19 protein-coding genes and 2 tRNA genes are annotated in these 19,886 nt (G+C 67.5%); 8 read left to right on the top strand and 13 right to left on the bottom strand.

Translation table 11 applies throughout. The features are described 5' to 3' along the window. Window positions 1–5: 5 nt before the first annotated feature. The 4 genes from hpaI to L3V85_RS28015 are packed head-to-tail and all read right to left on the bottom strand — an operon-like array spanning window position 6 to window position 4,890. Complete coding sequence (gene hpaI / locus L3V85_RS28030) at window positions 6–821, bottom strand: 4-hydroxy-2-oxoheptanedioate aldolase (RefSeq protein WP_237675918.1); 816 nt, start codon at window positions 819–821, stop codon at window positions 6–8. A gap of 10 nt (window positions 822–831) precedes the next feature. Then, window positions 832–2,301 carry an NAD-dependent succinate-semialdehyde dehydrogenase gene (locus L3V85_RS28025; RefSeq protein WP_237675917.1) on the bottom strand — a complete coding sequence of 490 codons (1,470 nt, stop codon included), beginning with the start codon at window positions 2,299–2,301 and terminating at the stop codon, window positions 832–834. 42 nt (window positions 2,302–2,343) lie between these two features. Beyond that, a complete protein-coding gene (locus tag L3V85_RS28020; protein WP_237675916.1) occupies window positions 2,344–3,867 on the bottom strand; it encodes a UxaA family hydrolase in 1,524 nt (507 codons plus the stop codon). 24 nt (window positions 3,868–3,891) lie between these two features. Then, a complete protein-coding gene (locus tag L3V85_RS28015) occupies window positions 3,892–4,890 on the bottom strand; it encodes a Bug family tripartite tricarboxylate transporter substrate binding protein (protein ID WP_237675915.1) in 999 nt (332 codons plus the stop codon). A 130-nt stretch (window positions 4,891–5,020) separates the two neighbouring features. Between L3V85_RS28015 and L3V85_RS28010 the strand changes: the two genes are divergently transcribed. Next, entirely contained in the window at window positions 5,021–5,956 is a 936-nt protein-coding gene (locus L3V85_RS28010; protein ID WP_237675914.1) for a LysR substrate-binding domain-containing protein, read from the top strand. Window positions 5,957–5,971: 15 nt separating this feature from the next. Here the strand turns inward: L3V85_RS28010 and L3V85_RS28005 are convergent, their stop codons facing one another. The 5 genes from L3V85_RS28005 to L3V85_RS27985 form a co-directional block, all read right to left on the bottom strand. Next, window positions 5,972–6,937, bottom strand: a complete 966-nt coding sequence (locus L3V85_RS28005; protein WP_237675913.1) for a Bug family tripartite tricarboxylate transporter substrate binding protein — start codon at window positions 6,935–6,937, stop codon at window positions 5,972–5,974. 23 nt (window positions 6,938–6,960) lie between these two features. Next, window positions 6,961–7,836: an amidohydrolase family protein gene (locus tag L3V85_RS28000; RefSeq protein ID WP_237675912.1), complete on the bottom strand. Its 876-nt coding sequence runs from the start codon at window positions 7,834–7,836 to the stop codon at window positions 6,961–6,963. Window positions 7,837–7,839: 3 nt separating this feature from the next. Beyond that, window positions 7,840–9,045, bottom strand: coding sequence for a CaiB/BaiF CoA transferase family protein (locus tag L3V85_RS27995; RefSeq protein ID WP_237675911.1), 1,206 nt, complete (start codon window positions 9,043–9,045; stop codon window positions 7,840–7,842). 14 nt (window positions 9,046–9,059) lie between these two features. Beyond that, on the bottom strand, window positions 9,060–10,055 hold the full coding sequence (locus L3V85_RS27990) for a tripartite tricarboxylate transporter substrate binding protein (RefSeq protein WP_237675910.1): 996 nt from the start codon (window positions 10,053–10,055) through the stop codon (window positions 9,060–9,062). Between the two features lie 64 nt (window positions 10,056–10,119). Continuing rightward, on the bottom strand, window positions 10,120–10,989 hold the full coding sequence (locus L3V85_RS27985; protein ID WP_237675909.1) for an HpcH/HpaI aldolase/citrate lyase family protein: 870 nt from the start codon (window positions 10,987–10,989) through the stop codon (window positions 10,120–10,122). Between the two features lie 75 nt (window positions 10,990–11,064). Between L3V85_RS27985 and L3V85_RS27980 the strand changes: the two genes are divergently transcribed. The 4 genes from L3V85_RS27980 to greB all read left to right on the top strand — a co-directional run bounded on the left by L3V85_RS27980 (window position 11,065) and on the right by greB (window position 12,903). After that, window positions 11,065–11,991, top strand: a complete 927-nt coding sequence (locus L3V85_RS27980) for a LysR family transcriptional regulator (RefSeq protein WP_237675908.1) — start codon at window positions 11,065–11,067, stop codon at window positions 11,989–11,991. An 11-nt stretch (window positions 11,992–12,002) separates the two neighbouring features. Further along, window positions 12,003–12,079, top strand: a tRNA-Arg gene (locus L3V85_RS27975). 116 nt (window positions 12,080–12,195) lie between these two features. Next, window positions 12,196–12,272: transfer RNA gene (locus tag L3V85_RS27970), tRNA-Arg, on the top strand. 55 nt (window positions 12,273–12,327) lie between these two features. Further along, window positions 12,328–12,903, top strand: coding sequence for a transcription elongation factor GreB (gene greB / locus L3V85_RS27965; RefSeq protein WP_237675907.1), 576 nt, complete (start codon window positions 12,328–12,330; stop codon window positions 12,901–12,903). A 22-nt stretch (window positions 12,904–12,925) separates the two neighbouring features. On the opposite strand, the gene L3V85_RS27960 is transcribed toward greB, so the two are convergent. The 4 genes from L3V85_RS27960 to L3V85_RS27945 all read right to left on the bottom strand — a co-directional run bounded on the left by L3V85_RS27960 (window position 12,926) and on the right by L3V85_RS27945 (window position 17,073). Further along, entirely contained in the window at window positions 12,926–15,181 is a 2,256-nt protein-coding gene (locus L3V85_RS27960; RefSeq protein WP_237675906.1) for a RelA/SpoT family protein, read from the bottom strand. Between the two features lie 93 nt (window positions 15,182–15,274). Continuing rightward, entirely contained in the window at window positions 15,275–15,478 is a 204-nt protein-coding gene (gene rpoZ / locus L3V85_RS27955; protein ID WP_119555556.1) for a DNA-directed RNA polymerase subunit omega, read from the bottom strand. 39 nt (window positions 15,479–15,517) lie between these two features. Further along, entirely contained in the window at window positions 15,518–16,138 is a 621-nt protein-coding gene (gmk, locus tag L3V85_RS27950) for a guanylate kinase (RefSeq protein ID WP_130421691.1), read from the bottom strand. An 11-nt stretch (window positions 16,139–16,149) separates the two neighbouring features. After that, the gene (locus L3V85_RS27945) at window positions 16,150–17,073 is read right to left on the bottom strand and encodes a YicC/YloC family endoribonuclease (protein WP_237675905.1); all 924 of its coding nucleotides are present in this window, start codon (window positions 17,071–17,073) and stop codon (window positions 16,150–16,152) included. 91 nt (window positions 17,074–17,164) lie between these two features. Here L3V85_RS27945 and L3V85_RS27940 point away from each other — a divergent pair, with 91 nt between their 5' ends. The 3 genes from L3V85_RS27940 to rph are packed head-to-tail and all read left to right on the top strand — an operon-like array spanning window position 17,165 to window position 19,866. Then, the gene (locus tag L3V85_RS27940) at window positions 17,165–18,172 is read left to right on the top strand and encodes a serine/threonine protein kinase (RefSeq protein WP_237675904.1); all 1,008 of its coding nucleotides are present in this window, start codon (window positions 17,165–17,167) and stop codon (window positions 18,170–18,172) included. 7 nt (window positions 18,173–18,179) lie between these two features. Beyond that, a complete protein-coding gene (locus L3V85_RS27935) occupies window positions 18,180–19,088 on the top strand; it encodes a PP2C family protein-serine/threonine phosphatase (protein ID WP_237675903.1) in 909 nt (302 codons plus the stop codon). 43 nt (window positions 19,089–19,131) lie between these two features. Next, on the top strand, window positions 19,132–19,866 hold the full coding sequence (rph, locus tag L3V85_RS27930; protein ID WP_237675902.1) for a ribonuclease PH: 735 nt from the start codon (window positions 19,132–19,134) through the stop codon (window positions 19,864–19,866). Window positions 19,867–19,886: the final 20 nt, after the last annotated feature.

Below are 19,886 nucleotides of genomic sequence, written 5' to 3'. Positions count from 1 at the left end.
GACGGTCAGTAGGCGCCGCGCGACTCCGGTGCCACGGCCTGCGCACCCGTTGCGGGCGACCCGAGAAAGTCGGCCGCCAGCTTGCGCGCGGCATTCGCGTACAGCAGCACGTCGACGCCGACGGCAACGAAAGTGCAGCCCAGCTCCAGGTAGCGCTTCGCCAGCTTCGGGTCGGAGGTGAGCGTGCCGGCCGCCTTGCCCGATGCCACGATGGTCCGCATGGCGGCTTCGATCGCGGCCTGCACTTCGGGGTGGCCGGGCCGTCCGCGATGGCCTATCGACGCCGCGAGATCGGCCGGGCCGATGAAGACGCCGTCCACGCCTTCCACTTCGCAGATCCGCTCGAGATTGGCGAGCGCCGTGGTGGTCTCGGCCTGCACCAGCAGGCAGACTTCGTCGTCCGCGATGTCGAGGTAGTCGGTGCGGGCGCTCCATTGCGATGCGCGTCCCACCGCGCTGCCCACGCCGCGAATGCCCTGGGGCGGGTAGCGCGTGGCGGACACCAGCGCGCGCGCCTGCTCGGCCGTGTCGACCATCGGCACCAGCAGGTTGCGGGCGCCGATGTCGAGCAGCTGCTTGATGAGCGCCGTGTCGCCCTGCACCGCGCGCACCACCGGCTGCACCGGATGCGGCGCCACCGCCTGCAGCGCGGCGAGCGTGGAGCGCAGGTCGTTGGGCGCGTGCTCGCCGTCGATCAGCAGCCACTGGAAGCCGGTGGTCGCGCTGACCTCGGCCATGTACGGGTTGGCCATCGACAGCCAGAGGCCGACTTGCGGCCGGCGCGCGGCCAGGGCCGCCTTGAAAGCGTTTTGGGCGGGCATGTTTGCTCCTTCAGTCCAGTTGTCCCTGGCACACGTACTTGGTGTGCAGGTAGTCGTCCAGGCCGTGGACCGAACCTTCGCGTCCGTAGCCCGAATCCTTCACGCCGCCGAAGGGCGCGGCCTCGGCCGCCAGCGCGCCTTCGTTGATGCCGACGATGCCGGTCTCCAGCGCATCGGCCACGCGCCAGATGCGGCGCACGTCGCGCGAGTAGAAATACGCCGCGAGGCCGAAGGGCGTGTCGTTGGCCTGTGCGATCACCTCGGCCTCGTCGATGAAGCGCGTGAGCGGAGCCACCGGGCCGAAGGTTTCTTCGCAGGCACAGGCCATGGTGGCGTCGGCATCGGCAAGCACGGTCGGCGCGAAGTAGTTTGCGCCCAGCGCGGGCAGCCGCGTGCCGCCGGTGAGCACGCGCGCGCCGCGCGCCACCGCGTCCTGAACGTGGCGCTCGATCTTCTCGACGGCGCGCGCATTGATCATCGGCCCGATCTGCGAAGCCGCGTCGCTGGCCGGCCCTACTTTGAGCGCGGCGACGCGCGCCACCAGCAACGCCGCGAAGCGCTCGTGCACCGCCTCGTGCACGAACACGCGATTGGGGCACACGCAGGTCTGGCCGCCGTTGCGGAACTTGGCGGCCATCAGGCCGTCGACGGCGGCTTCGATGTCGGCGTCCTCGAACACGATGAAGGGCGCATTGCCGCCGAGTTCGAGCGAGAGTTTCTTGAGCGTGTCCGCCGAGCGCCGTACCAGGTGCTTGCCGACCGGCGTGGAGCCGGTGAAAGTGATCTTGCGCACGCGCGGATCGTCGAGCCAAGCATCGACCACTTCGGGCGTGCGCTCGCGCGACGCGGTCACGATGTTGAGCACGCCCGGCGGCACGCCGGCCTCGGCGGCGAGGGCGACCAGCGCCAGCGAAGTCAGCGGCGTGTCTTCGGCCGGCTTGCAGACCACCGTGCACCCGGCGGCGAGCGCGGGCGCGATCTTGCGCGCGATCATCGCAGCCGGAAAATTCCACGGCGTGATGGCGGCCACCACGCCGACCGGCTCCCTGAGCGCGAACATGCGCCGCCCCGGCAGCGGCGCGGGAATCACATCGCCGTTGGCGCGCGTGGCCTGTTCGGCGAACCACTCGATGTAGCTGGCCGCATAGGCGACCTCGCCCCGGCCCTCGGCGAGGGGCTTGCCTTGCTCACGAGAAATCAGCCGGCCCAGGTCGTCCTGATGCGCGAGCACGAGGTCGTTCCAGCGCTTGAGGATCTGCGCGCGCTGTCTGGCCGGCGTCTTGCGCCAATCGGGGAAGGCGGCGTGCGCTGCATCGGTGGCGGCGCGCGCCGTCGCGGCGTTCGAATCGGGCACCCGCGCGATCAGTTCGCCCGTGGCCGGATCGATCACGTCGAAGCTGCGGTCCGCCACGGCTTGCCACTCGCCGTCGATGAAGTTGGCGCTGCGCAGCAGCTCTGCGCGCGAAAGAGACAGGGGCATGGGGGTTGCGACGTGCGCCGTGAAAAAAGAAGAAGTCAGAAATCAGCTCACGATGCCCAGGTGCCACGGCACGAACTCGTGGTCGCCGAGGCCGAGGGTCTCGCTCTTGGTGGGCTCGCCGGAGGCATGCCGAAGGATCTGCTCGAAGATGCGCTGGCCCAGTTCGGGGACCGTCAGCTCGCCGTCGATCACCACGCCGCAGTTGATGTCCATGTCTTCTTCCAGGCGCCGGAACATCGGCGTATTGCTCGCGAGCTTGATGGTCGGCGCGGGCTTGCTGCCGAACATCGAGCCGCGGCCCGTGGTGAAGCAGATCAGCTGCGCGCCGCTCGCGATCTGGCCGGTGACCGCCACCGGGTCGTAGCCCGGCGAGTCCATGAAGACGAAGCCCGGCTGGTCGATGGGCTCCGCGTATTCGTACACCGCGCGCAGCGGCGTGGTGCCGCCCTTCATGGCCGAGCCCAGCGACTTCTCGAAGATGTTGGCAAGGCCGCCGGCCTGGTTGCCGTGGCCGACCACGCCGTTGAACTGCGCGTTCTGGCCGGCCGCGTAGCGCTCCCACCAGGCCAGCCGGTCCAGCAGCTTCTGCCCGACCTCGGGGCTGATGGCGCGCCGCGTCAGCATGAACTCCACGCCGTGGATCTCGGGCGTCTCCGACAGGATGGCCGTGCCGCCGTGGCGCACCAGCAGGTCCATGGCCGCGCCCAGGGCAGGGTTGGCCGTGATGGCGGAGAAGCCGTCGGAGCCGCCGCACTCCAGGCCGATCTTGAGATGGTTGGCGCCCACCGGCGTGCGCCGCGCCGCGTCGGCCTCGGGCAGCATGTCCTCGATCGCGCGAATGCCGGCCTCGATGGTCTGGCGCGTGCCGCCCACTTCCTGCATCACCAGCGTGCGCATCAGGCGGCCCTGCTGCAGGCCCTGCGAGTCGACCAGCGCATCGACCTGGTTGCGCTCGCAGCCCAGGCCCACGATCAGCACGCCCGCCAGGTTCGGATGGCGGGCGTAGCCTGCGAGGGTGCGGCGCAGCACGTCGAAATGCTCGCTGGGCGACGACATGCCGCAGCCGCTGGTCTGCGCGAAGGCGGCCACGCCGTCCACGTTGGGAAACGCCGCGAGGCGCTCGGCGGTGAAATGCGCCGCGATGCGCTGGATGACCGTGGACGAGCAATTGACCGACGACAGGATGCCGATGAAGTTGCGCGTGCCCACTTGCCCGTCGGCCCGCACGAAGCCCATGAAGCCGGCCCGCTCGGCCTCGGGCACGTAGGCCACGGGGCGCACGTCCTGGCAGAAGGCCGGGTCGCGGTAGCTGTCGACCAGCGTGAGGTTGTGGCTGTGCACGTAGTCGCCCGGCTGCAGGTCGCGCGAGGCCACGCCGATCACCGTGTCGTACTTCTTCACCTGCTCGCCGGCCGCGATGGCGCACGCTGCGATCTTGTGGCCCGCGGGAATCTGCGCGCGGGCGCGGACGCCGAATTCCTCGATGGTCTCGCCGAGCGCAATGGGGGTCTTGGCCACCAGCACGTTGTCGTGCGGGTGCAGGCGAAGCAGGGGGCTGTCGTTCATGTTGGGGGCGCCTGGCGTCGGGCGTCAGCCCTTTTCCATCAGTTCCTTGAGGTTGAGCTTGCGGATCAGCTCCGTGTCCTGGCGGTACACGGACTGCGCGTATTTCTGATAGTCGGGGCCGTCCTGGTACATGACCGGCGCGTCGATGCTCTCGGCCACCTTCTTGAAGTCTTCGCTGTTGACGGCGATGCGGAACGCATCGCGCAGCCGCTTCTCGACATCGGCGGGCAGGCCTTGCGGTGCGCCGATGCCGTTGGGCGCCTCGACCACCACGTCGTAGCCGAGTTCCTTCAGCGTAGGCGCGTCCTTGAAACGCGGCGTGCGCGATTCTCCCCATGTCGCGAGCAGGCGCAGTTTGCCGCTTTCGACATGCGGCGCCCACGAGCTGCTGTCGGCCAGCATGTCGAGCTGCTCGCCCAGCACGTCCTGCAGCGCGGCCGATCCGCCCTTGTAGGCGATGGCGTTGAGCTTCACGCCCGCGGCCTGCGCGAACTGTTCCATGCCCACATGGGTCGCGCCGCCGACGCCGGCATGCCCATAGCTGATGACGCCGGGGCGGGCCTTGGCCTGCGCCACCATGTCCTGCAGCGACTTGAACGGCGAGCGCGCAGGCACGGCGATGCCGAAGGTCTGGCCGGAGGTGCGCGCGAGGTAGGTGAGGTCTTTCAAGGGGTCGAGCTGCACCGTGCCGATCTGCGAGAAGCGCGTGACCGAGATCGGTATCTGCCCTATGGTGTAGCCGTCGGGCCGCGCCGAAGCCAGCGCTTTGGTGCCGATCATTCCCGAGGCGCCCGCGCGGTTCTCCAACGCGATGGGCTGGCCGAGTTCGCGCGCGGCGATCTGGCAGATGATGCGCATCGACCGGTCGGCGGTGCCGCCGGCGGGCCATGGGCAGATGAATGTGAGAGGGCGCTTGGGATAGTCCGAGGCGGCCAGCGCGCGAAGAGGCGTGGCTGCAAGCGTCGCGGCGCCGAGGCCGCCCAGCACGAACTGACGTCGCGCCACTGTGCGAATGATCTTCATCGTTGTCTCCAGGATTTCTTGTTTGGCGAACGGGTCGGATTCTTCCGTAGACAATCATTGCCATCCAATGAAATAGCGGACTCTCTTCATGTCGTACAGGTTATGAAGAGAAAAAGACCGGAGACACCCCATGAGCCAGATCGATCGCGTCCTTCGTTCCAATCTCAAGCTGCGGCATCTGCAGATGCTGGTGGCGCTGGACCAGTTCAGGCACCTGGGGCGTGCCGCCGAATTCCTTGCGGTCACGCAGCCGGCGGTGTCGAAGTCGCTCGCGGAAATCGAGCGCATGTTCGGCCTGGCGCTCTTCGACCGTTCCACCCGCGGCACCGAACCCACGCCTTATGGAGACAGCGTGGTGCGCTTCGCGCGCTCCGTGCTGGCCGACTACGACCGCACGCGCGACGAGATCGCCGCCGTTGCCAGCGGCGCTGCCGGCCGCACCAGCGTGGGGGCGATGGTGGTCGCCATGCCGGTGCTGATGGCGCGTGCGGTGGAAATGCTGAAGGCGCGCTCATCGCAGACCACCGTGCTGGTGGAAGAGGGCGACCTCACCCGTCTGCTGCCCAAGCTTCGCCTTGGCGAACTCGATCTTTTCGTGGGGCGGCTGGAGCCCGGCTATGCCGCGCCGGACCTCGAGACCGAGGCACTGCATGCCGAACCGATGGCCGTGGTGTTGCGCCCCGGCCATGCGCTGCTTGCGAAGCGCCGCCCCGGCTGGACCGATCTGGCGAAGCTGCCCTGCGTGATGCCGCCGCCCTGGGCATCGCTGCGCGTGAAGCTCGACCAGATGTTCTTTCGCGACGGCGTGCAGCCGCCGGTGGACATCATCGAGTCGGCCTCCTTCCTCGCGCAGATGAGCTTCCTGCAGCAGCGCGACGCCGCGGCCTTCATGGCGCGTTCGGTGGCGCGGCACTTCCAGCAGCAGGGCGTGCTGAAGATACTGCCGCTGAAGGTGCCGATCGAGCTGCCGCCGGTCGGCCTGATCACGATGCGCGGCGAGCGGCGCACGCCGAGCACCGAGCAGCTCATCGAATGCCTGCGGCGCGTGGCCGGCTCCAGGCGGTAGATGCAGGGCGCCCGCTCAGTCGACCCGGATGTTGCGCGCCCGTACCAGCGCGCTCACCCGGCCTATCTCGTCCTGCACGAACCTGGCGAATGCCTCCGGCGTGGTGCCCGCGGGTTCCAGGCCGAGCTGCAGCAGCTTCTGATGCACAGTGGGGTCGTTGATCGCCGCCTGCACGGCCTTGCCTAGCTTCTGCACGATGTCGGCCGGCGTGCCCTTGGGCAGGAACACGCCGTTCCACTCGACCACGTTGTAGCCCGGCAGGCCCGACTCGCCGAGCGTCGGCGTGTCGGGCAGGGCCGGCACGCGCTTGGTGGAACTCACGGCCAGGGCGCGCAGCTTGCCCGACTTCACGTAGCTGAGGGTGGACGCCACGTTGCCGAAGTACGCCGACACCTGCCCGCCCATGAGGTCGGTGAGCGCCGGTGCGCCGCCCTTGTAGGGCACGTGCATCAGGTTGACCTTGGCCTGTTCGTTCAGTGCCTCGCCCGCCAGGTGCGAGCCGGTGCCGCCGCCTGCCGACGCGAAGCTCAGCTTGCCGGGGTTCTTGCGCGCGAAGTCCAGGAACTCGGCGACGGTCTTGTAGGGCGCGTTCTCCGGCACCACCAGGATCTGCGGCGCGGTGGCCACCAGCGACACCGGAATGAAATCCTTGGCCGCGTCGAAGGGCAGCTTGCGCAGCGAAGGATTCACCGAGAACGCAGAAGCGTCGTACAGCACGGTGTAGCCGTCGGCAGCCGCCTTGGCCACGTTGTCGGCGCCGATCACGCCGCCCGCGCCGGGCCTGTTGTCGATGACGATCTGCTGGCCCAGCGCCGCGCTCAGTTGCTGCGCGACGATCCGCGCGGTGTTGTCCGCGCCGCCGCCCGCCGCATAGGGAACGACCATGCGGATCGGCTTGTCGGGCCATGCGGCCCAGCCCAGCAGGGGCGCGCAGGCGGCGATGGCCGCGATCGTCTTCAGGACGCGTCTTGTGTTCTTCATGCCAATGTCTCGATGCTTGTGGTTCAGGAAAAGTCGTAGAGCTGCGCCGGGTTGTCGACCAGCACGCGATGGCGCGTGGTTTCGTCGGGCACCCATTGGTGCAGCAGGTCGAACAGCCGCGCGTCGTCGGGCTTGGCGTCGCGTTCGGTGGGGTGGGGCCAGTCGCTGCCCCACACCAGGCGTTCGGGTGCTTGCTTCACCCAGGCCTGGGCGATGGGGGTGGTGTCGGCGTAGCTGCCTTCGGCACCCAGCTTCGAATCGAGGTAGGCGCCGGACAGCTTGATCCAGGTGCGGCGGTTGCCCAGCAGCCGGCTGACGACCGCGAAGGCGGGGTGCGCCTGCGCATTCGGCAGCGCGAGCCGCGCGAGGTGGTCGAGGACGATGGTGCAGGGCAGCCGGTCGAGCAGGGCCGCGTGCTCGGCGATCTGGTCGGCGCTCCAGTGCAGCTGCACATGCCAGCCGAGCGTGTGCACGCGATGCGCGAGCGGCTCGACCATGGAGAAGTCGGTGGCCGCGTGCGTCGGCGTGTAGAGCGTGAAGCGGATGCCGCGAATGCCGCCCGCGTGCAGCCGCGCGAGCTCGTCGTCGCTCACCTCCGGGTGCACCACGGCCACGCCCCGCGTGCGCGTGGCACCGAGCGCGCGGATGGCTGCGAGCGTCACGCTGTTGTCCGTGCCGTGGATGCGCGGTTGCACGACGACGGTGCGTTGCGTGCCGATACGTTGCTGCAGCAGGCGGTAGTCGTCGGCGGTGGCATCGTCGACCATCGCATCGGGTGGCGCATGCAGCGCGAAGCGGCGGTCGTAGACATGCATGTGCGCATCGCAGGCGCCCTCCGGCGTACTGCTCATGGGCCGCTGCGTGCCGCCGCTGTTGGGGCAGACACTTTCGAGGCGCATGGCTCAGCCCTGGCCTGTTCCCTTGCCGCGAGAGGCCAGCACGGTGCCCGTGTGCTGGCCCAGCGTCGGCGCCGCAAAGGGCTCCGGCCCCGGCGTGCGGCCGAACTGCACGGGCCGCGTGAAGCCGCGGTAAGTGCCGAGCGTGGGATGCGCGAATTCCGCCACCATGTCTTCGGCCAGCACCTGCGGGTTGTCGAACATGTCTTCCACCGTGCGCGCGGCGGCGCAGGGCACGTCTTCGCCGAAGCATTCCTCCCATTCGAGCGCGCTGCGTTCGGCCAGCGCCGCGCGCAGCCGCGGAACGATCTCGGCGGAGTGCTGCGCGCGCTTGCGAACCGAGTCGTAGCGCTCGTCGACCGCAAGCTCCGGCAGCCCGACCTTGGCGCACAACGCCTGCCAGAAATGCGGCGTGTTGGCGGAGATGTAGAGATGGCCTTCGCGCGTGGGGTGCAGGCCGGTGATGCCGCCGGAGCGCATGTCGCGCCCCACGTCTTTGGGTTCGCCTTCGGCCCAGACCATGCGCGCCGACTGCATGGTGAGCGCGGAGCGCAGCAGCGACACGCCGACGTACTGGCCCGCGCCGCTCTTCTCGCGCTCGTACAGGGCAGACGCCACGCCCGCGGCCACCAGAGCGGCCGCGTAGTAGTCGACCACCGAGCCGTAGAGGATCTCGGGCGGGCCGCCGCGCTGGCCTTGCAGCGTGCACATGCCGGTCATGGTCTGCAGCACCTGGTCGTAGCCGGCCTTTTCGCGCAGCGGACCTGTCTCGCCATAGCCGGTGACGGCGCAGTAGATCAGCCGCGGGTTCAGCGCCTTCAACTGTTCGTAGCCGATGCCCAGCCGCGGCGGCACGCTGGGCCGGAAGTTGTGCACCAGCACGTCGGCCGTTTCCACCAGCGCCATGAGCGCGGCAAGGTCGTCCGGGTTCTTCAGGTCGAGCACCACGCCGAGCTTGCTCCGGTTCACGCCGATGAAGGCGCGGCTCTCGGCTTCCAGCGTCGACGGGTACTTGCGCAGGTTGTCGCCCGTGGGCGGCTCGATCTTGATGACCTCCGCGCCCTGGTCGGCCAGCAGCGAACAGCCGTACGGGCCCGCGATGTAGGCGCTCAGGTCGAGCACGCGCAGGCCGCTCAGCGGGCCCGCGGGGCCGCTGCGCACGGGCAGGCGTGCGTCGTCGTTGCCGGCATCGTGGGTTGGGGCGAGGCTCATGGATCTTCTCTTTCTCAGTCTGCGGTGATGTTCTGTTGTTTGGCCAGCTTCTTCCAGCGCTCCACGTCGTCGGCGATCACGGTGCCGAACTGCGCCGGCGTGAGCGGCGTGGCGATCGCGCCTTCGCGCAGGAAGTTGCCCGCGATCGCGGGCCTGGCGAGGATCTGGTTGACGGCCTGGTTGAGCTTGGCGACCACGTCGCCCGGCGTGCCTGCGGGTGCCAGCAGGCCCCACCAGAGTTCGAACTCGTAGCCGGGCACGGCGACGGCCATCGGTGTGAGATCGGGCGCGACGGGGCTCGGCTTCAGGCTGGTGATGCCGACGGCGCGCAGCTTGCCCGCCCGCACCATCGGCAGCAGCGACGGACCGCTGGAAATCAGCAGCTGGGTCTGGTTGCCGATGAGGTCGGTCACGGCCGGGCCCATGCCCTTGTACGGGATGTGCGCGATCTGCAGGTCGCCCACCTTGGCCTTGAGCAACTCCGTGCCGAACTGGTTGACGCTGCCGGAGCCAGAGGATGCGTAGTTGTACTGGCCCGGCTTCGCCTTGATGGCGGCAATCAGCTCTGCGGGCGTCTTCGCGGGGAAGTCGTTGTTGACCGCGACGATGAAGGGCCCCTTGGCGAACATGGCCACTGGCGCGAGGCCCTTCACCGGATCGAAAGGCAGCTTCGACTGCACCGCCGCGTTGGTCGTCATGCTGGAGGACACCGCCACCAGCGTGTAGCCGTCCGGCGTGGCGCGCGCTACCTGCGCGGTGCCGGTGTTGCCGCTCGCGCCGGGCCGGTTGTCGATGATCACCGGCTGCTTGAGCTCGTCGCCGAGTTCCTTGGCGACTTGGCGCGCGAAGGTGTCGTTCGAGCCGCCGGCCGGGTAGGGCACCACGATCGTGATGGCCTTGCTCGGATAGGTCGCCTGTTGTTGTGCGAGCGCCGTGCCACTGGAAAGGCATGCGCCGGCGAATGCAATGGCCGCCAGCGCGGCTGGACGAAGGATGGGGGGAATGCGCATGGTGTGTCTTGTCTCCTGTTTCTTTTGTGTATGCATGCCTCGCTCGGTGCGAAGCCGATGGGGGTCAGCCGGGCAGCAGCCCGAGTTCGCCCGCTCTCTCGACAATGGCGCGTGCGCGAAGCACGAAGGGGATGTCGATCATTTTTCCGTCCACCACATAGGCGCCGATTCCCTTGGCGTCGGCCTCGCGCGCTGCTTCGACCACCTTGCAGGCGTGCGCGATTTCATCGTCGGTGGGGCGGAACACTTCGTTCGCGATGGCGACCTGGCTCGGATGGATGCAGGTCTTGCCGAGGAAACCGAGGTTGCGAGCGAGCTTCGCTTCCGCGCGAAAGCCGTCGGCATCGCGGATGTCCGCGAATGCGCTGTCGTAGGCGTAAAGGCCCGCTTCGCCTGCGGCAATCCGTACCGCGAACATCGCCTGCTGGATGGCTTCCGGCGCACGCCGAGCGATGCCCAGCGGCTCGAACAGGTCGCCGAGGCCCAGCTGGAGCCCCTTCACGCGGGGATGCGCAAGAGCGAGCTGCGCGGCCATGCGCAGGGCGGAAGGCGTTTCGATGTTCAGCAGCAGGCCGATGGGCGCCTTCACGCCCTGGGCCTGCTCGGCGCGCTCGATGGCTTCGGCGGCGGCACGCACATGCGCCGCGCTCTCCGGCTTCGGCAGGTTGATGAGGTGCACGCCGGGCAGGGCCACGGCGGCCACGTCGCGCTCGAAGTGCGGCGTGTCCATCGCGTTGACGCGGACGATCAGGGTCTTGCCGTTGGCGGTGGTGTCAACGCCCGCCAGCAACTGGCGCACGCAGCCACGTGCTTCGTCCTTGCGGGCTTCGGAGACCGCGTCTTCCAGATCGAGACAAATACCGTCGGCCGCGCTGTCGAGCGCCTTGGCGAACAACTCGGGGCGTGTGCCGGGAACAAAGAGCTTGCTTCTCATGCCCGCAGTGTCTGCAGTCCATGAGATTAGAAAAACACATGCTCTCTATGATCAGATCATAGAAAATCTATCTTCATGGAAACCGCCTACCTGCACAGCTTTCTACTGGTGGTGGAGTCCGGCTCGATGTCGGAGGCCGCGCGCCGGCTCGACCTCACGCCTGCCGCCGTGGCGCAGCAGGTCCGCGCACTGGAGCGAGAGCTTGGCGCACCGTTGCTCGCGCGCGCCGGCCGCACGGTGCAACCCACCGAGGCGGGGCACCAGCTGGTGCAGCGCGGGCGCAACCTGCTTCGGGAGGTGAGCGACATCAAGGCGCTGCTCGGCAGCGATGCGGCCGGCGGCGAGCTGCTGGTCGGCACCATCAATACGGCCATTCACAGCCTGCTGCCGGACATCCTCGCCCACTTCGTGAAGACGCATCCGGGCGTCAAGGTGTTCCTGCAGTCGGGCACGACCGCCACGCTGCACAAGGCGCTGCTGCAGGGCGAACTCGACGCAGCCGTGTGCCTCCACCCGACCTTCGCGCTGCCGAAGACCTTCGATTGGTCATTGCTGCGCGAGGAGCCGCTGGTGCTGCTCGCGCCAAGCCGCCTTGCGCGGCGCGATCCGCACGAACTGCTGAGGACATCGCCGCTGATCCGCTACGACCGCAATCTTGGCGGGGGCAAGCAGGCCGACCGTTACCTGCGCGCCGCGGGCATCGTGCCGCAGGAGCGCTTCGAACTCAGCTCGCTGCTGGCGATCGCGATGATGGTCGACCGCGGGCTCGGTGTTTCGATCGTGCCGGACATCGCATCGCCGTTGCTGGACGGCCAGCGTATCGTCAAGATTCCGTTGCCGCTGCCTTCGGAGCCCCGGCGCTTCGGCGTGCTGTGGCTGCGTGCATCGCCTCGGCTGAGGCTGATCCAGGGCTTCGTGGACAGCGCGGGGCAGGTCAGCGGAGGCAAGGGCATTGCACGTAGAACCACCGGATCCGGGGCGGCCCCAAAAAGCAGGCTATAATCGAGAGCTTAGCGGCTGTAGCTCAGTTGGATAGAGTACTTGGCTACGAACCAAGGGGTCGTGGGTTCAATTCCTGCCAGCCGCACCACCTGTTGAAAAGCCCGGAAGATTCGTCTTCCGGGCTTTTTTCTTTGTTGGCTCCGCTGGGCTCTCTTCGGAAAACCCAGAAAAGAGCGCAAAAGGCAGGCTATAATTGCAAGCTGTGCGGCTGTAGCTCAGTTGGATAGAGTACTTGGCTACGAACCAAGGGGTCGTGGGTTCAATTCCTGCCAGCCGCACCACTACAAGGAAAGCCCGCAACGAAAGTTGCGGGCTTTTTTCATTTGGAGGATCTGCGTGAGCAAGGCATTCACCAAGGAAACCGAAGCGGATGGAGACGACGACGGCGCCGATGGCGCATCGCCTCCGCTGCCCGCGGGCGGCAAGAACTACATCACCCCCGACGGCTATGCGCGCTTGCGCGACGAGCTGCTGCACCTGATGGACGAGGAGCGGCCGAAGATCGTCGAGACCGTGCACTGGGCCGCCAAGAACGGCGATCGCTCCGAGAACGGCGACTATCTCTACGGCAAGAAGCGCCTGCGCGAAATCGATCGCCGCATCCGCTTTCTCACCAAGCGCCTCGAAATCGCCGAGATCACCGACCCGTCGGTGCACCATGGCCGCGACCAGGTCTTCTTCGGCGCCACGGTGCGCTATGCGGACGAAACGGGCGATGAGCGCAGCGTCACGATCCTCGGCATCGACGAGGCGGAAAGCGCCAAGTCGCAGGTCAGCTGGATTTCACCGATCGCTCGGGCGTTGCTCAAGGCGCGCGAGGGCGACGTGGTGAAGCTCGTGACGCCGGGTGGCGCGCACGAGGTCGAGATTCTTTCGGTGAGTTACCCGGCCCCGCGACCCGCCGCGGCCTGAAGCCGCGGCAAGCAAGGCCCGGTCAGGGGACGGGCACGGTCCTCGACGCCGTCAGCACCGACGCGGTCCGGCGCGCTGCGCGCAGCACCGTGTCGAGATGCGCGCGGTCGCGCACCGCAATCACGAAGCGCAGGTCGGTCGAGTCCTGCGGCGTCTCGTCGGCCATTTCGACGTGCGTGATGTCGGCTTCGGCATCGGCCAGCGTGGCGGCGACTCGCGCCAGCACGCCCTTGTCGTTGCGCACGGTGATGACCACGCCGGTCTCGAAGGCGCGCGTGGGCTCGTCGGCCCATTCCACTGCAAAGAAGCGTTCGCTGTCCTTGTGGCGCAGGCGCTGGCCCACGCCGCATTCTTCGGTGTGCACCACCAGCCCTTCGCCGTGCCCGAGGTAGCCGACGATCTGGTCGCCGGGAATGGGGCGGCAGCACAGCGCAAAACGCACCGAGGAGTTCTCGCTGCCGTCCAGCGTGACCGCGCCCTGCGACACGGTTTCGTGCGAGATGAAGCGCTCGCGGCTCAGCAGCAGTGCGTCAGGGCGTTCGCCCAGTTCAGAGAGCATGGCCACGAGCCGCTTGGCGACGATGCTGGCGATGCGCTTGCCCAGGCCGACGTCGGTCAGCAATTCGGCGCGGGTGCGGTTGCCGGTGAAGCGCAGCAGCTTTTCCCACAGCGCCTGATGCTCGTCGTCTTCCTCGGGCAGCTTGCTCAGGCCTTCGGCACGCAGCGCCTGCGCCAGAAGCTTTTCGCCCAGGCCTTCGGACTCGGCATGCGCCAGCGTCTTGAGGTAATGGCGGATCTTGGAGCGGGCGCGGCCGGTGCGCACGAAGCCGAGCCAGGCCGGGTTGGGCGTCGACACCGGCGCGGTGATCACCTCGACCACGTCGCCGTTCTTGAGCTCGGTGCGCAGCGGCACCTGGTCGCCGTTGATTCGGGCGGCCGAGGTGTGGTCGCCGATGTTGCTGTGAATGGCGTAGGCGAAGTCGACCACCGTGGCGCCGCGCGGCAGCGCCATGATCTGGCTCTTGGGCGTGAACACGTAGACCGCGTCGGGGAACAGGTCGACCTTGACGTGGTCCCAGAACTCGGCGGCGTCGCGGGTCTCGTCCTGAATGTCGAGCAGCGACTGCAGCCACTTGGTGCCCAGGCGGTCGTTGCTGGCCGCGTTCGGCTCGGCGGCCTTGTAGAGCCAGTGCGCGGCGACGCCGGATTCGGCCACCACGTGCATCGCCTCGGTCCGCAGTTGGAATTCAACGCTCACGCCGGCCGGCCCCACGAGCGTGGTGTGCAGCGACTGGTAGCCGTTGAGCTTGGCGATCGCGATGTGGTCCTTGAACTTGCCCGGCAGCGGCTTGTACATCTGGTGCAGGATGCCCAGGCCGGTGTAGCAGGCGATCACGTTCGGCACGATCAGGCGGAAGCCGTAGATGTCGGTCACCTGGGCGAAGCTCAGGTGTTTTTCTTCCATCTTGCGGTAGATCGAATAGAGCGTTTTCTCGCGCCCCGCGATCCGCAGCGTCATGCCGGCGGCCGAGAAGGCGGTCTCGACCTCTTTCTGTACTTTTTGAATCAGGTCGCGGCGTCGGCCGCGGGCCTTGGCCACCGCCTTGGAAAGCGTGGCATAGCGCCATGGTTTCAGGTGCCGGAACGACAGCTCCTGCAGCTCGCGATAGGTCTGGTTCAGCCCGAGCCGGTGCGCGATGGGGGCGTAGATCTCGAGCGTTTCGCGCGAGATGCGTGCCCATTTTTCCCGTGGCGCATCGGCCAGCGTGCGCATGTTGTGCGTGCGGTCGGCCAGCTTGACGAGGATGACGCGCACGTCGCGCGCCATGGCCAGCAGCATCTTGCGGAACGACTCGGCCTGGTTTTCTTCGCGCGTGTTGAACTGCAGCTTGTCGAGCTTGGTGAGCCCGTCGACCAGCTCGGCCACCGGGGCGCCGAAGCGTTCGATCAGCTCGGGCTTGGTCACGCCGCAGTCTTCGATGGCGTCGTGGAGCAGGGCGGCCATCAGGGCCTGCGCGTCGAGCTTCCATTCGGCGCATTGCGCCGCCACTGCGATCGGGTGGGTGATGTACGGCTCGCCGCTGTTGCGCAATTGCCCGAGGTGGGCCTCGTCGGCGAAGCGGTAGGCACGGCGAACCAGCTCGGTGTCTTCGGGGCTCAGGTAATCGAGCCGCGCCGTCAATGCGGCAAAGCTTGCTGCGGCCGCGTTCAGCGCCGCCGGGCTCGGCTTCGGCGTGCCCTTGGTGGCATGGGACTGATGTTTGGCTACCGCGCTCATGGCTACCACTTTAGCGTGACCGCTCCGTGGACGCGTCCGGACATAAAAAAAGCACCGCATTGCGGTGCCTTTTCGTTGCAGGGCTGCGTCAGATCAGCCCGGCACCTTCTTGAGCATTTCGATGCCGATCTTGCCTTCGGCGATTTCGCGCAGGGCAGTGACGGCGGGCTTGTTCTTGCTCTCGATCTTGGGGGCGTGGCCCTGGCTCAGCATGCGCGCGCGGTACGTTGCGGCCAGCACGAGCTGGAAGCGGTTCGGGATCTGGGTCAGACAATCTTCGACGGTGATGCGGGCCATGATGAGAATCTTTCTGTCAGTGAGCGGTGAACTCGGATATCAGGGGATGTTCAGTGCGGCGAATGTGTCGGCACGCGCACGGCGCTGTGCGGAATACCGGAGCCGCTGAGCGTGGACGATCGCCTTGAGATCGAAAAGCGCGCGCTCAAATAACTCGTTGATTATAACGAAGTCGAATTCCCCCGCCCGGGCCATCTCTTCGGCGGCGTTCTTCAGGCGCAGCTCGATCACCGAGGCGCTGTCTTCGCCGCGCCGTTCGAGCCGGGAGCGCAGTTCTTCCCAGCTCGGCGGCAGGATGAAGATCATGACCGCGTTGGCGAAGGTCTTGCGGATCTGCAGGGCGCCCTGGAAGTCGATTTCGAGGATCACGTCGGCCCCCTGGGCGATCCGCTCCTCGATGGCCTTCTTGGACGTGCCGTAGCGGTGTCCGTGCACATGCGCCCATTCCACGAAGCCGTCGGCCGCGATCAGCGCGTCGAACTCGGTCGGCGAGGCAAAAAAGTACTCGCGGCCGTGTTTTTCCTGCCCGCGCGGCGAGCGAGTCGTGTGGGAAACCGATGGCTGGACGGCCGAATCGAGTTCCATGAGTGCCTTGACCAGGCTCGATTTGCCGGCGCCGCTGGGCGCCGCCACCACGAAGATATTGCCGGGGTAATCCATGCTTGCGCTCGTCATTCGATGTTCTGGACCTGCTCGCGCATCTGCTCGATCAGGACCTTCATGTCCACGCCTATGCGCGTGAGCTCCAGGGCTGCCGACTTGGAGCCCAGGGTGTTGGCCTCGCGGTGCAGTTCCTGAATGAGGAAGTCGAGGCGCTTGCCGATTTCGCCGCCCTTCTTGAGCAGGCGCTCGATCTCGTCGAGGTGCGAGTTCAGGCGGGTCAGCTCCTCGGCCACGTCGATGCGGATCGCGAAGGCGGTGGCCTCGGTCAGCGCGCGGTCCTGGGCGGCCTCGGGGAGGGTGCCGCCGGTGCTTTCGGTCAGGCCCATGGCCTCCTTCCAGCGCTCCAGGAAGCGGGTGCGCTGCTGTTCGACCAGCTGCGGCACCAGCGGCCCGGCCTGCTGCACCAGGGTGCGCAGCTGGGCCAGGTGGGCCTCGAGCATCTTGGCCAGCCGGGCGCCTTCGCGCTGGCGGGCCGACATCAGGCCGTCGAGCGCCTTGCCGGTCACCTCGAGCAGGTCGGGGCCCCAGTCGCCGCGGGCGGCGCTGTCGCCGCCGGCCAGGCGCAGCACGTCGGCCACGCTCAGCTCACGGGCGCCGGGCAGCCAGGCCTTGATGCTGTCCTGCACCCCGTTGAGCCGCTGGAGCAGCTTGACGGAGGGCTCGACGACGCCCGCCTGGGCGGTGTTCTCGATGGCCGCGCGCACCTCGACCTTGCCACGCTTGAGCTTGCCCGTGAGCAGCTCGCGCAGCGCGGTTTCATGCTGGCGCAATTCCTCCGGCAACTTGAAGGTGAGATCGAGGAAGCGGCTGTTGACCGAGCGGATTTCGACCCCGAGCCGGCCCGCCGCGGAGGGCCGTGATTCGGCTTCGGAGTGGCTGCCTGCGGACCCATTTTGGCCGCTGGCGTAGCCGGTCATGCTGTAAACTGGCATTGCGCCTCACTGTGGTTTTGCTTGCAAGCACCGAGGCGTCGGCACGGCGTTCGCTTGCCGCACCATCGCCTTCGGGCGAAACTCCCGGATTATGTCAAAGGTCAAGCCTTCGCCCCTGCTGCCCGATACGGTCATTGGCGGATACCGCGTTGTACGCCGGCTTTCCGCGGGTGGTTTCGGTGTCGTCTATCTCGCCATCGACCCCGCCGGACAGCAGGTCGCCATCAAGGAATACCTGCCGTCGTCGCTCGCCACCCGGGGCCCCGACGAGCTGGCGCCCCAGGTGCCGCCCGAGAAGCTGTCCCTCTACCGGCTGGGGCTCAAGAGCTTTTTCGAGGAAGGCCGCTCGCTTGCGCAGATCTCGCATGCGTCGGTGGTCAGCGTGCTCAATTTCTTCCGCGAGAACGAGACTGTCTACATGGTCATGAACTACCTGGAGGGCGCGACCCTTCAGGATTTCGTGGTCACGGCGCGCGACCTGAAGAAGCAGAAGGTCTTTCGCGAATCCACCATCCGGTCGCTGTTCGACGAAATCCTGCGCGGGCTGCGCATCGTCCACCAGTACAAGATGTTGCATCTGGACATCAAGCCGGCCAACATTTTCGTGACCGACGACGACCGTGCCGTGCTCATCGACTTCGGCGCCGCGCGCGAAGTGCTCAGCAAGGAAGGCATCTTCATCCGCCCCATGTACACCCCCGGCTTCGCGGCCCCCGAGATGTACCGGCGCGACTCGTCCATGGGCCCCTGGACCGACATCTACGCCATCGGCGCCTGCATCTACGCCTGCATGCAGGGCTATCCGCCCAACGACGCCCCCCGGCGCATCGAGAAAGACCGCCTCAGCCTGTCGCTGTCGCGCCTGCGCGGGGTGTATTCGGACAACCTGATCGAGGTGGTCGAGTGGTGCATGTCGCTCGATCCGCTGTCGCGCCCGCAATCGGTCTTCGCGCTGCAGAAGGAACTCAGCCGCGAGGGCGAGCGCCGCTACACCAAGCTCACCGTGGGCGAAAAGGTGCGGCTGTCCATCGACAACATCCGCTCCTTCGACAAGAAGAGCCTGCCCAAGGCCGCCGCGCCCACCACGCGCCCCGCATGACATCACCATGAAATTTTCCGTCTTCCAGGTCAGCCGCAAGGGCGGCCGTCTCAAGAACGAAGACCGCATGGGCTATTGCTACACGCGGGAATCGGGCCTGTTCGTGCTGGCCGACGGCATGGGCGGCCATCCGGAAGGCGAAGTCGCGGCGCAGCTGGCCCTGCAGACCATCGCCGCGCTCTACCAGCGCGAAGCCCGCCCGATCGTGAAGGACGTGAAGGCCTTCCTGGCCGAATCGGCCATGGCCGCGCACCAGCAGATCATGCGCTACGCCAGCCACAAGGCCATGCTCGACACGCCGCGCACCACCGTGGTCGCGGCCGTGCTCCAGGGCACCACCGCCACCTGGATGCACTGCGGCGACTCGCGCCTGTACGTGGTGCGCGACGGCCGCCTGCTGACCCGCACGCGCGATCACTCCCACGCCGAGCGCCCCAAGCCGCACGGCGCCGACACACCCGTCAACCGCAACCTGCTGCTGACCTGCCTGGGCTCGCCGACCACGCCGCTGTTCGACGTGTCGAGCCCGCTGCAGCTGCAGCGCGGCGACCGCATCATGCTGTGCTCCGACGGCGTGTGGGGCGTGCTCGACGACGCGCTCATCGTGCACACGCTGTCCTCCGGCAAGCCCGTGTCCGACGCCGCCCCCGACCTCGCCGAAATGGCGCTGCGCAAGGGCGGCGCCCACAGCGACAACGTCACCCTCATCGCCCTCGAATGGGAAATGCCCGACAGCGCGGGCGACGACCGCAGCGGCGTGTCCACCGAAACCATCGAGGACGGCGTGTTCGCCTCCACCATCCAGGCCGGCATGCCGTCGGACAACGAGATCGACGACCTCGACGAAGACGCCATCGAGCGCTCCATCGCCGAGATCAACGAAGCCATTCGCCGCTCGGCCGCCCGCAAGACCTGAGCGCGCCGTTCGTTCCTTTTTTTCCTCTTTCGAGTCTCAAACAATGACTGCTTTCACACGAAGCGGCGGCCGTGCCGCCGACCAGCTGCGCCCGGTGCGCATCACCCGCGGCTTCACGATCCACGCCGAAGGCTCGGTGCTGATCGAGTTCGGCCAGACCCGCGTGCTGTGCACCGCCTCGGTCGAAGAAAAAGTGCCGCCGCACAAGAAGGGCAGCGGCGAAGGTTGGGTCACGGCCGAATACGGCATGCTGCCGCGCGCCACCCACACCCGCAGCAGCCGCGAGGCCGCCAAGGGCAAGCAGACCGGCCGCACGCAGGAAATCCAGCGCCTCATCGGCCGCTCGATGCGCGCCGTGTTCGACCTGGCCGCCCTGGGCGAGCGCACCATCCACCTCGACTGCGACGTGCTGCAGGCCGACGGCGGCACCCGCACCGCGGCCATCACCGGCGCCTTCGTGGCCGCGCAGGACGCCGTCAACAAGCTCATCGCCGCCGGCACCCTGGCTGCGTCGCCCATCAAGGGCCACGTGGCCGCCATCTCGGTGGGCATCGTTGAAGGCACGCCGCTGCTCGACCTCGAATACACCGAAGACTCGGCCTGCGACACCGACATGAACGTCGTCATGACCGGCGCCGGCCACTTCGTCGAAGTGCAGGGCACCGCCGAAGGCGTGGCCTTCACCCGCGACGAAATGAACAGCCTGCTCGGCCTTGCCGAAAAAGGCATCGGCGAACTCGTGACCCTGCAGAAGCAGGCGCTGCTCGCCGCCAACTGACCACCCCAGCTATTGGCGTC

The organism is Variovorax paradoxus (assembly GCF_022009635.1).
In the GTDB taxonomy this organism is placed as follows: Bacteria; Pseudomonadota; Gammaproteobacteria; order Burkholderiales; family Burkholderiaceae_C; genus Variovorax.
Note: the sequence above shows the minus strand (reverse complement) of the source record. Positions and strands in the feature narration are given on the sequence as shown.